A 14748-nucleotide genomic window follows, 5' to 3' on the forward strand; every position below is an offset into this window, starting at 1 on the left:
GGGAATAAAAAATGAAGAAATGTTTAAAATGTGAAAATTTAATAAACGAGGCTTCAACTTATTGTAATAACTGTGAGAAACAGCTAACTACAATGCAGAATAGCGATTTAAAAAATAAAGCCGAAGAGAATCCATTTGCTATGGGATTGCCAGATTGGGATGTTGTTCCACCAGAAACAATCGTAGTAAGAAGGAAAAGAAAGCGATGAAAAGTCCGACAATTTATAAAGAATGGGTAGAATGTTTTCAATTATTGAAAGAGGCATGTAATGATAATGAAGTGTTAGAAGCGATGAAACTTGGAACAATAGAATGGCAGTCAGGGGTTGCTGAAAGATTTACAAAACAATTGTTTGATGTTGTGAATTATCGTTTAGTTTGCGCTACTGATAAATTTCATAAAAATCAATCAATGGGTGTGAGAAACGAAGCCAGCTATATTCAAGCACTTTTAAGTCTTAGAAAAGAGTTGCAGCAGCTTGGAAAAGTAGTGACGATTCCTGCCATTCCCAAAGATGAGCAAGAACGTTTTCAAGTGTTAGTCAGAGAACATGCTGATAATATACAAAAGTCATTAGAAGATAGTGCCAAAAGCGATTACTCAGGAAAAATGTTGAGTATTGTTAAAAATCATAAAGTAAATTAGAGGAGCAACTGTTATGGGGAGTATAAATGAATGCAAAGATTTGATGAAAAGGTACTCGATTGCGCGTATTCCGTTAGTGGTAATTAATACGATTGAACGAGCAAGAACATTGGAAATTTTAGAAGGCGTCTCAGAAGAGTTATCATTGCCTTTTTATGTCCATACATTATCAAAAGGAATCTATGAACTAACAAGTGAGCAACTTTTAACAGAAGATAAGTCCTATTATGCAGCGATAGATTTCATGAGTGAACAAATGAAAAAGAAACAGAATCTGACTCTTATACTAACGGAAGTACCCGATCTATCCAATGATAATTCTGAAGCAAAACAACTTTTAGATTTAGTAACCTTAGCAAATGAAACGGGTGGTTCTATTGTTATCTTTTCAACGAATCCTGTATGGAATCAGTTGAAAAGACTAGGCATGATGATCAAGGTTGATTTACCAGATGAAGAGGATATGCATAAGATTATAAAAGAATTTATTGACGAATACCGATCAGAGATTTTAATTGAATGGGATGATATGGATGTTCGTGAAGCGGCGTCTTTATTATCGGGAGTTACACGGATTGAGGCTGAAAATATTATCTCTTCCTTGATTGCGAATAAGTCGATAAAAAAATCAGATATGGATGAAGTAAGATATGCGAAAGATCGCTTATTTTCGGATATTTCTGGCTTAGAGAAAATAGAAGTCGAGGATAGTGTAAAAGATGTTGGTGGGCTAGAGGGATTAAAAAAATGGTTGGATATAAAAAAAACATTGTTAGCTCCAGAGAAAAGAGCCGAAATGAAATTAAGAGGATTACAGTCACCAAGAGGGATTTTACTTGTTGGGGTACCAGGATGCGGTAAATCACTTTCAGCAAAGTCTATTTCTGCGAATTGGAAATTACCACTATACAGATTAGACTTTGCAACTGTACAAGGGAGTTATGTAGGGCAATCTGAACAACAATTGAAAGATGCCTTAACAACAGCTGAAAATGTTTCACCTTGTATATTGTGGATAGATGAAATTGAAAAAGGACTTTCTGGTGCTACGTCTGGTAACGATGGAGGCGTATCGACAAGGATGGTGGGACAGTTTTTGTTCTGGCTTCAAGAAAGTAAAAAACAAGTGTTTGTTGTTGCAACGGCAAACGATGTTCGTTTATTACCCTCAGAATTATTACGTAGAGGACGCTTTGACGAGTTATTCTTTGTTGATTTACCAACAGCAGAAGAAAGAAAAGACATTCTTTCTATTTATATGCGTAAATATTTGGAACTGGATTTTGAAGGTCAATTAGCAGAGTCAATCGTCGAATTAACCAATGGATTTACTGGTGCTGATTTGGAGTCTACAGTCAGAGAACTTGCCTATAATAAACTAGCCCAAGATAATTTTAGTTTGGATGAAACAACCATTCTAGAAATATTCCAAAATGTAGTCCCATTATCTCAAACAAGTCCAGAGAAAATAGAGTCTATCAGAGAATGGGGAAAATCAAGAGCAGTCCCGGCATCTGGAAAACCAATTGGAAGCGAAGTTTCAATGAGAGAACAACAATCTCAAAAAACAAGGAAAGTCTTAGTTTGATAGGAGTGAAATAGAATGCCGAAACCATTGCTTAATAGAACAAATGAAAGTCAATTTGATTCCGTTTTTAGTGCTAATACAAAAAGTAACTCGATGGCCATCAGTGGAGATGCTCAAATTGAAAAAGTGTTGAGGCGTATGCGTAGTAAAGAATATTTGGACAACTTTAGCCATCTGGACAGTGGAGAGGCTACCATTGCACAAAACAAGGTAGATGATATTTTGGGCGCAATTGCTAAAGAATTTCCCGAAGTAGAGTTATCAGGACTGTTATTAGGTTATGCTTCGAAATGTTATTTAGGTGCTCCTTATGAGGTTCATACTGTTGACCTAAGTGGTCGAATTATAGAGCACTATAAGCAAGGGGAGACATTACCGAGTGGTATGGAAAAAGCAAGAGCCATAGCAATGAACCCAGCTTACGCATTTATTGAAGTATACAGTGATTGTTGCAGAGCGGTGAGTGATAATGGGTTAGTTTCAGTAGTTAAAGGATAGAAGATTTTTTTAATAAAAATGAATGAAGGATAATAAGCAATTATCGGAGGTTGAGTGTAAGGATGAGAGAAGTAACTAATTATGCTAATAGAGACGCAGAAAGAGAGAAGCTTGAAAAAAGCATAGCTAGTGACTCTACGAAAATTAGTATTATAGAGGCAGTAAAGGCTTGTGGAGTCAGCTCTTTTATAAGCAATTTTATTTATAGAGAAAAAAAGAAAGACAAAGATTCTTTATTATTATATCGACTGTTAGATAGCGATTGCGAACTCCCGGCATTTATTTTAAAGAGCTCTTCCGATTATGAAAAAATTAATGAGGATTTCAAAAAATATGTAGACAAAGAGTATGGAGAAAGAGAAGGTTCGCTTGTTTTATCAGCCTTAGATTTTTTACCTTACGGCGCTTCTCTACTCAAGCACGTAGGTAGTAAAAAAAGTGCTAAACACATTTATAACGAGTATGATGAGTTATTACTCGAAACATGTTTGAAAAACTACTTTATAGACAGATTATCTGTAGAAAAATTTAAGAATGTTGTCTTATTCTTAGATCATATGGAAAATATCAATGAGCGGTATTTTAACTTTTTACTTTCATTAAGCCAGATTAAACATTTTCATCTAGTTTTTATCCAAACAGAGGAAAATGATAATTGTTTAAAGTTAAAAAATTTTATCCAAGAATATCAAATCAAGCACACAACCATTGATTTTTCAGAGCCTCAAATAAAACTCATTCAAGAACTAGCTGAGCTAATTACAAAAAAACAGTTATCTGAGCCAATAGCTCAAAAAATTTTAGAAAGTAACAAAAAAAATATTCATAAAATTGTTAAAGACATTCGCAAAGAAACAGCAACTGTTGAAGAATACACCAGCATTCAAATAGAATTGCTAAAAGTACTGTACTATAGCGGAGGAAGTCTACCTAAACAATTTCTTCAAGAAATTGTTACTCAATTACCATTAGTGAAAGATATTACCCAAATTTATGGCTCGCAGGATTTAGATAAAGATTTAAAAAAACTTCAATCCCAAGGGGTCGTTTTAATAAAAGGGGAGAAAACTTGGTGTCAAGAAGTTCAAATTTGTGTATCTCTGGATTGTATTTTACCTGAATTGAATCTAAAACTTTCTTATTTATATGAGGATACTATTCTTGAATATTTTAATGGGATGAATCTTTCGTTGATTAATAAAGAAGGTCTTTTGATTTATTATAAAATCGGCAAAAAATTAGATAGTGATCAACTAAAAAATATAGCTAGAAGATTAGTAGATATCATGCTGACAACAGGAGAAGATATACCAAAAGAATTAATTCAAGATGCTAATTTATCTCCAGATATGGAAGAAGATTGCCTAATAAGTTGTATCATCTATTGTAAAGAGAGAAAGTATTCTGATGCGCTAAATTTTTTAGAAAAGATCGAGAACAACAAAGATGAAAATTACCGAAATTTACGAGGGGTGTTATTAAATCGCTGTAGAAGGTTAGATGAAGCCGTTGTAGCACTTGAAGAAGCTATTGAACAAACAAAATCAATTGATAGAAAATGTCTTCTATTATCTTATCTGATTAGTTCGTATATTCATCTTAATCAATCGAAAACGGCAAAAAGAATATTTGAGGAGTGTGTTTCGTGGGTTAAAGAATCAGCTAATTTTGGCTACCTTTTACGTAATTCTGTTCTTCTTTTTGATGACTCTATACAAATATACACTCAAGCCTCAGAAGCATTTGAACAACATAATGATAGTTTCGGCTATGCTACTACCTTATGTAATAAAGGCAAAGAGTACTGTCAAATTGGAAACCTTGAAAAAGCACACAAGTATCTGGGGAAAGCAGAAATATTATTGCAAAAATATGGTACTCATCATTCTTATGCTCTTTTTAATGATTTAGGGATTTATTATGCTTACAATGAAAAAATGGTTTATGCGACTCGATATTTCAAACTAGCAAAGAAACAAAGTAAAGATAGTATGCCAGAAATATTTGCTGATATAAATCAGGCATGTATTACATTGCTTACAAATAAAGAACTCGCCTTAAAACAAATAACGGAACTAGAAGAAAGGGTTGAAGAACACCCTGTTGATCGAGTACGACAAAAATACTATATTAACAGATTATTTATAGAGCAGTGTTGTCAGACAGATGGCATAAATAAATGTATTGAGAACTGTCAAAAGTTTTTAGATCGTAAATATCCAAAACAGACACAACAACTGATCGAATTGTTGTGTCATGAAGAATTTGATGAATCTATATCTTTTGAGCAATGGCAAAAGTTTTATCAACCTTGTTATTTGGTTTATTGGTATGTCGATCCATTAAAGCTGGTGACATTCTGAAGAAGAAATCAATTTTTGCCTGCTCATACTGGAATCAACAATATTAATTAGTAAATCTTCATAAGAAATGGAAGAAGCCAGTGAACTTTGAGCAATGGTTGAACGTTCTCCGAGATTACAACAAACATTGAATTCCAATAAAGAAGGAATACCAGTGTCTTCATCAACGATGAAATCAAATCTGGTGTAATCAAGTGGCTGTATTTGCTTAAATAACTTTTTTGAAAACCCTAATAATATCTGATTAATGGTTGTGTCTGAACTAATTTCTCTAGATAACCCCCCTTGAATCTTCCGCTTTTGTTGATGTGTCACCACGTTATCTTTTAAAGTGGAAGTTTCTTTTATGGGTGTTAAAAAAAGAGGTGCTCCAAAATTATTCAAAACTGGACAAGTATAGTAAATCCCTTTGATTTGTTCTTCTAAAATGACATCAATATCTTTTTTGTAAAGTTCATTTATTTTCTTTGCTGCAAGTTCCCAAGATGCACAAATAGACGATTCATCAATTTCTGCAGATGCAGCACCAAACCTTGGTTTTACAAAATAAGGAGGGGCAAACTCAGGGGGAATTATCGCTTGGTCCACATTGTATGTTTTCCATTGGGCGGTGGGAACTCCTTCATGCTTTGACAGGAGCTTAGCTAAATGTTTATCTTCAGCTAAAGCTCTTATATTTGGTGAAGCACCCAGATAAGGGATTTTCAAGTATTCTGAAACAGAAGAGATGAAAATTTCAGAGTTTCTGATTGGAAATTTATTATATAAAGAAAAAATATAGTCGACTTCTGTATTCAAATGTAGGATTCCACCAGGATCAGTTGTAGACACAATCTTTCCATAGTTATTCGTTAAAACTTCATAAACTTTATGATGATATTGCGCATAAACTTTGTCATAGATATTTTCTGGTATTGCCTCTGCTATGTTTTTTGGTGCATATTTAGCTAAAAATAGAATATTTATCTCACTCTTCTTTTTCATCCTTACACTCAACCTCCGATAATTGCTTATTATCCTTCATTCATAAGGTGGTATATCAGAGTATGCACATTCACAACTATCAACCAAACGAAAAATGATGTCTAGGATGTTTCTTCAACAGAACATTTTTTTGCATCGTTAAACTCACATGAATATATCGTTCCGTTGTTTTTATAGAACTGTGACCTAAAATGCTCTGGATATACCGACAATCTACGCCTTCATCCAAAAGTGTAGTAGCTAGTGTATGCCGAAACATATGAGGAGTTAACCGAACAGATAGATTTGCTTTTCTCCCAATATTCTTAATAATCGTTCGAACAGACTGTTCCGATAGTCGTTCTCCTAAACGATTAATGAAAAAATGTGGACAATCAGATTTAGAGTGATCACGAAGTGCAACGTATTTTTTCATCGCCGTGATGACTTCTTGATTAGATAAGTATAAAATGCGTTCTTTGGAACCTTTTCCTTTGATTAAAATTTTTTGATTCGCCAAATCTGTATTCTCCATAGTCAAATTACATAATTCAGAAACTCTGATTCCTGTCGAAAATAAAAGCTCTAAAACAGCAATATTTCGAACTGTGGAAAATCTTTGAAAAGAAGATTGCTTATGTACTGGATTGTAAGATTGCGAATAAGCAGTTTTTAAGAGTTGTTCCAATGTATCTAAAGAAAAAACTCGTGGTAAGATAGTCTCTACTTTCAATTGAAGTCTTATGTTAGTAAATGGGTTTATGGAAATAAATTCCATATATACCAAATAGCTAAAATACGTTTTTAAAGAAGCGTATTTCCTTTTGATGGAAGTCGCTTTATAAGAACAAGCTAGAAATTGTATATAATGTTCAATAGTTGACCGATTAATCAAGTCAACATCAGTTTGTTCAATGTACTCAAAAAATTGTCGAAGATCTATTTTGTAGGCTTTTAGTGTTTTACTATCCAGTTTTTTTTGATAGCGACAATAGTCAAAATATTGTTCTAATTTCATTTTCTCTAACATGTGAATTCCCCCTTTAAGTCTACCTAATACTAAAGCACACAGCATGTAGAAATGAAATACTTGTGTGAGAATTCTTTTGCACAAGGTAAGTGTAGTTCAAATTGACTTATCGCTCATTTCAATGTTAAAATGAAGCAAAGACCATGATCAAGAGGAGTATTACTGGCATCGTCCTAGAGAGAAAATCATTTGGTGGAAGATTTTCACATAACCAGTAAGAAGGTAGCTTGGGAGTCAATGATTTGAATGTAGTAGATGATTCGAGTAGTGATCGTTACCTCACGAATGAAGCGGTGTTTGATTTTTTCAGACACAATTTAGGTGGTACCGCGTATAACGTCTATACGCCCTAAAATACGAAAGTATTTTAGGGCTTTTTTCATGTTCATCGCAGATTGTGAAGCAATCTGATGTTGAACGGTATAAGGCGACTGATAAGAAGCGTTGTGACCTTAGAGTGTCGCTTCAGCATTCATTTGAATTAAAAACAGAAAGAAGGAACTTGTATGACAGAAGAAAAAAATCTGCCAACGAAATACCAACCCACAGAAGTTGAACAAGGACGCTATCAAAAATGGCTAGATCAAGATTTATTTAAACCAAATGGCAACAAAGAAGCAAAACCTTATTCTATCGTAATTCCGCCGCCAAACGTTACGGGGAAATTACATTTAGGTCATGCTTGGGATACGACGTTACAAGATATGATTATTCGCCAAAAAAGAATGCAAGGCTTTGATACATTATGGCTACCTGGGATGGATCACGCTGGTATTGCAACACAAGCGAAAGTTGAAGAAAAATTAGCAGAACAAGATATTTCCCGTTATGATTTAGGTCGTGAAAAATTTGTAGAGCAAGTCTGGGATTGGAAAGAAGAATATGCTTCTCATATCCGTGAACAATGGGCAAAAATGGGGCTTTCCTTAGATTATAGCCGTGAACGCTTTACCTTGGATGAAGGCTTGTCTGAAGCTGTCCGCAAAGTCTTTGTTTCTTTATATGAAAAAGACTTGATCTATCGTGGTGAGTATATCATTAACTGGGACCCTAAAGCGAAAACAGCGTTATCTGATATTGAAGTTATCCACAAAGATATCGAAGGTGCGTTTTACCATATGAGTTATCCACTGACAGATGGCACAGGCGTTGTGGAAATCGCAACGACTCGTCCTGAAACCATGTTAGGTGATACTGCGATAGCTGTTCATCCGGAAGATGAACGTTACCAAGCGTTGATCGGCAAAACAGTTACATTACCTTTAGTAGATAAAGAAATCCCGATCATTGCTGATGAGTATGTGGACATGGAGTTTGGAACAGGTGTGGTAAAAATCACGCCAGCTCATGACCCCAATGACTTTGAAGTTGGTAACCGTCACGATTTACCTCGCGTAAATGTCATGAATGAAGATGGATCTATGAACGATTTAGCTGGTAAATACGCAGGGATGGATCGTTTCGCTGCACGTAAATTGATTATTTCTGATCTGAAAGAAATGGGTCGCTTGATTAAAATCGAAACAATGAATCATAGCGTTGGACATTCAGAACGTACTGGCGTTGTCGTTGAACCTCGTTTATCCACACAATGGTTTGTTAAAATGGCACCCCTTGCTGAAAAAGCCATCAAAAATCAAGACACAGAAGATGCAGTAGAATTTTATCCACCACGCTTTAACCAAACATTCTTACGTTGGATGGAAAATGTTCACGATTGGGTAATCTCACGCCAATTATGGTGGGGACATCAAATTCCAGCTTGGTACCATAAAGAAACGGGTGAAATGTACGTTGGCATGGAAGCACCAGCTGATGCAGAAAATTGGACACAAGATTCTGATGTATTAGATACTTGGTTTAGTTCTGCATTATGGCCATTTTCAACAATGGGTTGGCCAGATGAGGAAGCAGCTGATTATCAGCGTTATTTCCCAACAAGTACATTAGTAACAGGTTACGATATTATCTTCTTCTGGGTTAGCCGTATGATGTTCCAAAGCTTAGAGTTTACTGAAAAAGCGCCATTTAAAAATGTTTTGATGCATGGGCTGATCAGAGCAGAAGACGGACGTAAAATGAGTAAATCTTTAGGTAACGGAATTGATCCAATGGAAGTGATCGATAAATACGGAGCAGATGCATTACGTTGGTTTATGTCAAACGGCTCTACACCAGGTCAAGATATGCGTTTCAGCTATGAAAAAATGGATGCATCTTGGAACTTTATCAACAAAATCTGGAATGCTAGTCGTTTTGTGATCATGAATGTTGAAGGCATGTCTTATGAAGATATTGACTTTAGCGGTGAAAAAACGGTAGCAGATCGTTGGATTTTGACACGTCTAAATGAAACAGTTGCGCGTGTGACAGACTTATTCGATCGTTTTGAATTTGGCGAAGCGGGTCGCCAGTTATATAACTTTATCTGGGATGATTTCTGTGATTGGTATATCGAGATGAGTAAAGAAATCCTTTACGGTGAAAATGAATCTGCGAAACAAACAACTCGTAGTATTTTAGTACACACACTAGACCAAATTTTACGTCTATTACACCCAATCATGCCGTTTGTGACAGAGGAAATCTGGGAAAATATTCCGCATCAAGGTGTATCCTTAGTTGTTGCCGATTATCCTGTTGTTCATGAAGAATTTTCAGATGAAACAGCTGCTCGTGGGATGGAAGTCTTGAAAGAAGTGATTCGCGCAGTGCGTAATATTCGTGCAGAAGTGAATACACCACTGTCTAAACCAATCACATTGCTAATCAAAACAAATGATGAAGCAGTGGATAAATTCTTGATCCAAAACACAAATTATATCGAGCGTTTCTGTAATCCAGAAGAGTTGACGATTTCAAGTGATATTATTGCACCAGAACTAGCGATGTCAGCTGTTTTAACAGGGGCAGAGCTATACTTGCCACTAGCTGGTTTGATCAACGTGGAAGAAGAAATTGCTCGTCTAGAGAAAGAATTAGAGAAATGGACACAAGAAGTCAAACGCGTGCAAGGAAAATTAGCGAATGAACGTTTCGTTTCGAATGCGCCGGATGATGTTGTGGAAGCTGAGAAAGCAAAAGAGAAAGATTATTTAGAAAAACAAGTTGTTGTGAAAGAACGAATTGCGCAACTTCGTACAGTGAATTAAAGATAAAAAATGGAGGAGACATCAGTTTTTCTGATGTCTCCTCTATTTTTTTATTCCGTTACTTAATTAGTAACATCAACAGAGAACCGTTGTAGTTCGATTCCTTCTTCATTTAAAACGGCAATCTCTACATTATCTGTTGGTGATAAAATAGCAACACCCAACAGCTTAAATGCCCCATCTTCGGCTAATTTTGCGGTTTGTTGTCGTCTTCTGTTTACGTATAAACGAACAGAGGTAGCAGATTTTCCTGTTACTTTACCAGTTACGTAGGGGTCATCTACTTTATATGGTGCTAGATCCATTTCTATTGTAGGTTCTTGAATCGACACTCCTTGACGAGTAACTTCCGTCTCATAACGATACCCAACGATTTCAACTTCATCATCGGCATAATCGATTAAATCTTTTGTATCAAAACTAAACGTTCTTGCTGATGATAATAATTTCCGTTCTATTTCTTCGCCGTTGATGATTAAGGCTACATGGGTATGGAAATAATCTGTTTGCCCTGTGACGGTCGTATCTTCGTACAAAGTGTATGGATCAACATTTAAAGCATAGGACTTTTCTTCTATAGCTACAGTTGTCCGTTCTAATTCTTTATTTTTTCGATCTAATGCAATAACTTCGACTTTATCAGTGATTTTAGTGATCATACCATCTGTATCCAATTCAAAACTGCCATCTTTAAAGATCGTCGAAGTCGTAATTAACGCATCATTTATGATGAGTTGAACCTTTTTAGCGGATAAATTTGTATCAATGCTACCTGTTACATAATCATCAATTCCTAAATAGAACAAATCGATCAAGAAAGAGCTCTGCTCTATAATAGTCACAGTACTTTTTGCTTGAAAATTACCATCGTTGGTTGTTGCAGTAATCACGGCTGTTCCTTTTTTTAGACCTTTCACTACACCCTCTTTTGTAACAGTTGCCACAGAGCTATCTGATGTGGTATAAGAGATGTTTTTATTATTAGCGGTCGCAGGTATAATCTTAGTTTGTAATGCTACTTCTTTAGAAACACTCAACTCTAAAGTAGAAGGAGATAACTCGATTCCAGAAACTTTTGTGGTATCCCCATACTTTTCCCGAATATACTTTCCAGGTTTTGTTCCATCGTAGTTGGCTATTAAGTCAGCGCTACTGGAATAACTGTTTTGGCAGTCAGGGGAAACCAATACCCATTTTCCAGTATAGGTAGTATTTTTTTTCTCTGGAAAGCTAGCTTCTTTTAGGATATTTAAGGTATTTTCACCTAAAACCAAAGTATCTAAAGAATTCGTATAGGCAAATAGTCGCTCCATTTTTGTTACTTTTCTCGTATCCCATTTGTTTATATCGATTTCTGTTAAGTTTCGTGTGTTATAAAACATTTTAGTCATACTGTAGACGTTACTTGTATTCCAGTTACTTACATCAATAGTTCGTAAATTTCTAGCTTCATCAAACATGTGGGCCATATTTTTCACATTGCTAGTATCCCAATTTTTTGTATCAAGTGTTATCAGACTTGAAGTGAAATTAAACATATTCTGCATATATCCAATGCTATGTGTATCCCACTTGCTCACATCAAGCATTTTCAGATTTTTTGCATTATAAAACATGAAGGATGTATCTTGGACCTTGCCCATATCCCAATTGCTAACATCGAGAGCTGTTAAATTACTGGCACCTCGGAACATATAAGCCATATCTGTCACATTACTTGTATTCCATTTACTGACATCAAGAGTGGATAGCCCTTCTGTATGAAGAAACATTGCTTGCATATTTGTAACTTGAGCAGTATCCCAATTACCTACATCAAGGGTTGTTAGATTAGTTGTCCAACCAAACATATAAGCCATATCTGTCACATTATTCGTATGCCATTTACTGATATCAAGAACTGACAAACTGCTTGTAGAGTAAAAGAGATTCCTCATGTTGGTCACATTACTTGTATTCCAGTTACTAACATCAAGAACTTTTAGACTGCTTGCAAAGTTAAACGTGTGAAACATATTTTTCACATTACTCGTATCCCACTTACTCACATCAAGGGTGGTCAGGCTCTTAGCATACTCAAACATATAGGACATATCAGTTATGTTGCTGATATCCCAATTTCCTGTCTCAAGTGCTATTAAACTACCTGCGCCGCGGAACATGTCAGCCATACGTGATACTTTACTGGTATTCCACTTGCTGACATCTAAAGTTGTTAAACTACTTGCATCTCTAAACATAGCAAACATATTCGTGACATTACTAGTGTCCCAACTACTCACATCAATAGTTGTCAGATTGCTAGCAGAAGCAAACATATAAGACATATCGGTCACATTACTGGTATCCCAATTGCTCACATTTATCGTACTTAGTTTATTTCCTGAACCAAATGCTGCACCAAACATATAAGACATTCCAGACACGTGACTTGTGTTCAATAACTCCAGCCCATCAATAGTTTCTAATTCTCCTAATTCAAAGAATAAATAGTCAGAATATTTATTCGCTACAACGGGTTTCGTGAAGACGATCTTTTTAATCTTTTTACCGTCTAGACGAGAAGAATGTTCAATTTTTGATTGAATTCCATTTACCCAGTCGGATGCTGGAAAATTTCCCTCTCCAAAAATAAGAGTTTGTGACTCTGTTTCCCATGTCCAAGGAACTGTTCCGTAAGTACCTGTAATTGCTTCTTTTTTTTCGGAGATTGTCAACAGTATTGAAACTGTTTTTTTGTTAGCAGTACTTGCTGTAATAGAAACACTTCCAGATTTTTTCGCTGTTACGACTCCTGTATCAGAAACTGTTGCAATTGTTTCATCACTCGTCGTCCAAGTAACTGTTTTGATTGTTGTATTTTCTGAAGTGATCTTGGCAATGAGTGAAAGGGTCTCATTGATTTCTAACGATGTTTTTTCGCTAACAATCTCAATCGTTGTCGGAATGGATTCATCTGTGGAGTCTGTTTCATCTAACTGTTTTGTTTCAGTGGAATCGGATATCTTAGTGGCAAATTTATTTTTTTCTTCCGCTAAAACGATGGAAGACTGGGACCACAAAAGACCAATCATCCCTGTGATCATTAGCCCCTTGATCATTTGTTTATGTTTCATAATTCCTCCTCTTGTAGCTTAGTCATTTTTTTCAAATCCTAAATGTATCAGTTTGTCTGCATTTTGTTTTTCACTTGCTGAATCTAAATCACCATCAGGTAAAGAAATCAATGGTAACATTTTGGCATTGCTTTGAGAAAATTTTTTAAAATCAATTTCAATTGTTTCCACGGCTTTGTTATCTTTAAAATCAATTGCATAGTTGATTCCTTTTTTATGAGCATATAGTTCTTTGCTTGGCTGCAATAATTTTTCCGCCTTAGCTTTTGTTTTTACACCCATCGTTTTGTATTGAATCGTTGTTGTAACAGTTTGTTTTAAGATTGTATCTTCGTTATAAATATTTTGAATCGTTACCATTTCATCGTCTTGTTTTAGAGTGTATGTAGCTGTTTGATTTTTAGATCCGCAAGCAGATATAAATAGTAAGACCCCAAAAATTATGCTAGCTAATATCCCCATTTTCTTCATATTTTCACCTCCTTATGCGAGTTAGGTTGTGTTAATAATACCATTTTTTTTATAATTAATTCTATACTTTTTGGAAATTAAAAATAACTTATTTGAAATGAGATATAAAAAGTAATAGAAAATAAATCTTGTCTTGATTTCATTAAATGGAAAGAGGGAAATAACAGATGAAGAAAGACGGAGGTGACTGTTATGCTGTATGATTTTTTTGGAAAATAAGATGTGAAATGAATCAGAGAGATAAACTAATAAAAAAAACAAGTACAATTTTGATAACTAGTATCAAAATCGTACTTGCGTATAAGTATGTTTAATGAATCAAAAATCGATTAAACAAGAACAAGATCGCATAGCCATAAGTGGCAACCGACCAAAATTTAAAAATCAACAGAATCTTCATATACTCCTTAAAAGGAAGCTCAGCCAGTCCTGCTACTAAACAAGCTAGATCATCTGGTGCAAATGGGACTAGTAAAGTAAGCATCATCAGTCTCTTGATTCCTTTTTCTGGACGATCCAACATTTTTTCAAATTTCAAATAACGTTTCTTTGTTAAAATCAGCCGAGCAAAGGACTTGCCATAATAACGAGCTAACCAGTAAACAATGATTTCACCGATGATCAAACCAACATAGCTATAAAGCAAACCTTGAATATTACCGAACATCAACATGCCGACAACTGTTGAAATACCACCTGGTAAGATTGGCACGATGACCTGTAGTATCTGTAGAAAAATAAAAATAAACACAGCGTACTCGCCAAATTGTTTGATAAAATTCTGTAAGGATTCAACAGAATGGAAAATTCCTTTGGAATAGCCATAAATAACCAGCCCAGTAAAACAGATGACGCCTATAATCGGCAGTATATAGATGATTCGCTTAAGAATTCTTGCCCCCATGACTGCAAATTCCTCTC

At 35.2% G+C, this 14748-nt stretch carries 11 protein-coding genes and 1 other annotated feature; of the genes, 6 read left to right on the top strand and 5 right to left on the bottom strand.

The features are described from left to right. Positions 1-11 precede the first annotated feature (11 nt). From I580_RS15775 to I580_RS15795, 5 genes are all read left to right on the top strand, one after another. Positions 12-209 carry a hypothetical protein gene (locus tag I580_RS15775; protein WP_010770897.1) on the top strand — a complete coding sequence of 66 codons (198 nt, stop codon included), beginning with the start codon at positions 12-14 and terminating at the stop codon, positions 207-209. Further along, positions 206-646, top strand: a complete 441-nt coding sequence (locus I580_RS15780) for a hypothetical protein (protein ID WP_010770898.1) — start codon at positions 206-208, stop codon at positions 644-646. The genes I580_RS15775 and I580_RS15780 overlap by 4 nt, the downstream gene beginning before the upstream one ends. Before the next feature lie 13 nt (positions 647-659). Continuing rightward, complete coding sequence (locus I580_RS15785) at positions 660-2234, top strand: AAA family ATPase (RefSeq protein ID WP_010770899.1); 1575 nt, start codon at positions 660-662, stop codon at positions 2232-2234. Between the two features lie 15 nt (positions 2235-2249). Next, positions 2250-2732 (top strand): hypothetical protein, encoded by a 483-nt coding sequence (locus I580_RS15790; RefSeq protein WP_010770900.1) that lies wholly within the window; start codon positions 2250-2252, stop codon positions 2730-2732. A gap of 62 nt (positions 2733-2794) precedes the next feature. Then, positions 2795-5095 (top strand): tetratricopeptide repeat protein, encoded by a 2301-nt coding sequence (locus I580_RS15795; protein WP_010770901.1) that lies wholly within the window; start codon positions 2795-2797, stop codon positions 5093-5095. On the opposite strand, the gene I580_RS15800 is transcribed toward I580_RS15795, so the two are convergent. Then, entirely contained in the window at positions 5075-6079 is a 1005-nt protein-coding gene (locus I580_RS15800) for a D-alanine--D-alanine ligase family protein (protein ID WP_010770902.1), read from the bottom strand. The genes I580_RS15795 and I580_RS15800 overlap by 21 nt on opposite strands. Before the next feature lie 79 nt (positions 6080-6158). Further along, positions 6159-7088, bottom strand: a complete 930-nt coding sequence (locus tag I580_RS15805) for a tyrosine-type recombinase/integrase (RefSeq protein WP_010770903.1) — start codon at positions 7086-7088, stop codon at positions 6159-6161. Between the two features lie 134 nt (positions 7089-7222). Continuing rightward, positions 7223-7443 (top strand) — a binding site (T-box leader). Positions 7444-7594: 151 nt separating this feature from the next. Here I580_RS15805 and I580_RS15810 point away from each other — a divergent pair. Next, positions 7595-10240, top strand: coding sequence for a valine--tRNA ligase (locus I580_RS15810; RefSeq protein WP_010770904.1), 2646 nt, complete (start codon positions 7595-7597; stop codon positions 10238-10240). A 62-nt stretch (positions 10241-10302) separates the two neighbouring features. Here I580_RS15810 and I580_RS16560 read toward each other — a convergent pair whose 3' ends face one another. The 3 genes from I580_RS16560 to I580_RS15835 form a co-directional block, all read right to left on the bottom strand. Beyond that, positions 10303-13356 (bottom strand): BspA family leucine-rich repeat surface protein, encoded by a 3054-nt coding sequence (locus I580_RS16560; RefSeq protein WP_010770905.1) that lies wholly within the window; start codon positions 13354-13356, stop codon positions 10303-10305. 18 nt (positions 13357-13374) lie between these two features. Next, positions 13375-13827: a DUF1307 domain-containing protein gene (locus tag I580_RS15830; protein ID WP_010770906.1), complete on the bottom strand. Its 453-nt coding sequence runs from the start codon at positions 13825-13827 to the stop codon at positions 13375-13377. 310 nt (positions 13828-14137) lie between these two features. Further along, entirely contained in the window at positions 14138-14731 is a 594-nt protein-coding gene (locus I580_RS15835) for a TVP38/TMEM64 family protein (protein WP_010770907.1), read from the bottom strand. Positions 14732-14748 lie beyond the last annotated feature (17 nt).

It is taken from the genome of Enterococcus caccae ATCC BAA-1240 (assembly GCF_000407145.1).
Taxonomy (GTDB): Bacteria; Bacillota; Bacilli; order Lactobacillales; family Enterococcaceae; genus Enterococcus_L; species Enterococcus_L caccae.

Bases quoted from the DNA above. Each gene is read 5' to 3' on its own strand.
- I580_RS15805 (WP_010770903.1), bottom strand. From the start codon at position 7,088: ATGTTAGAGAAAATGAAATTAGAACAATATTTTGACTATTGTCGCTAT.
- I580_RS15775 (WP_010770897.1), top strand. From the start codon at position 12: ATGAAGAAATGTTTAAAATGTGAAAATTTAATAAACGAGGCTTCAACT.
- I580_RS15795 (WP_010770901.1), top strand. From the start codon at position 2,795: ATGAGAGAAGTAACTAATTATGCTAATAGAGACGCAGAAAGAGAGAAG.
- I580_RS15810 (WP_010770904.1), top strand. From the start codon at position 7,595: ATGACAGAAGAAAAAAATCTGCCAACGAAATACCAACCCACAGAAGTT.
- I580_RS16560 (WP_010770905.1), bottom strand. From the start codon at position 13,356: ATGAAACATAAACAAATGATCAAGGGGCTAATGATCACAGGGATGATT.
- I580_RS15790 (WP_010770900.1), top strand. From the start codon at position 2,250: ATGCCGAAACCATTGCTTAATAGAACAAATGAAAGTCAATTTGATTCC.
- I580_RS15780 (WP_010770898.1), top strand. From the start codon at position 206: ATGAAAAGTCCGACAATTTATAAAGAATGGGTAGAATGTTTTCAATTA.
- I580_RS15830 (WP_010770906.1), bottom strand. From the start codon at position 13,827: ATGAAGAAAATGGGGATATTAGCTAGCATAATTTTTGGGGTCTTACTA.
- I580_RS15835 (WP_010770907.1), bottom strand. From the start codon at position 14,731: ATGGGGGCAAGAATTCTTAAGCGAATCATCTATATACTGCCGATTATA.
- I580_RS15800 (WP_010770902.1), bottom strand. From the start codon at position 6,079: ATGAAAAAGAAGAGTGAGATAAATATTCTATTTTTAGCTAAATATGCA.
- I580_RS15785 (WP_010770899.1), top strand. From the start codon at position 660: ATGGGGAGTATAAATGAATGCAAAGATTTGATGAAAAGGTACTCGATT.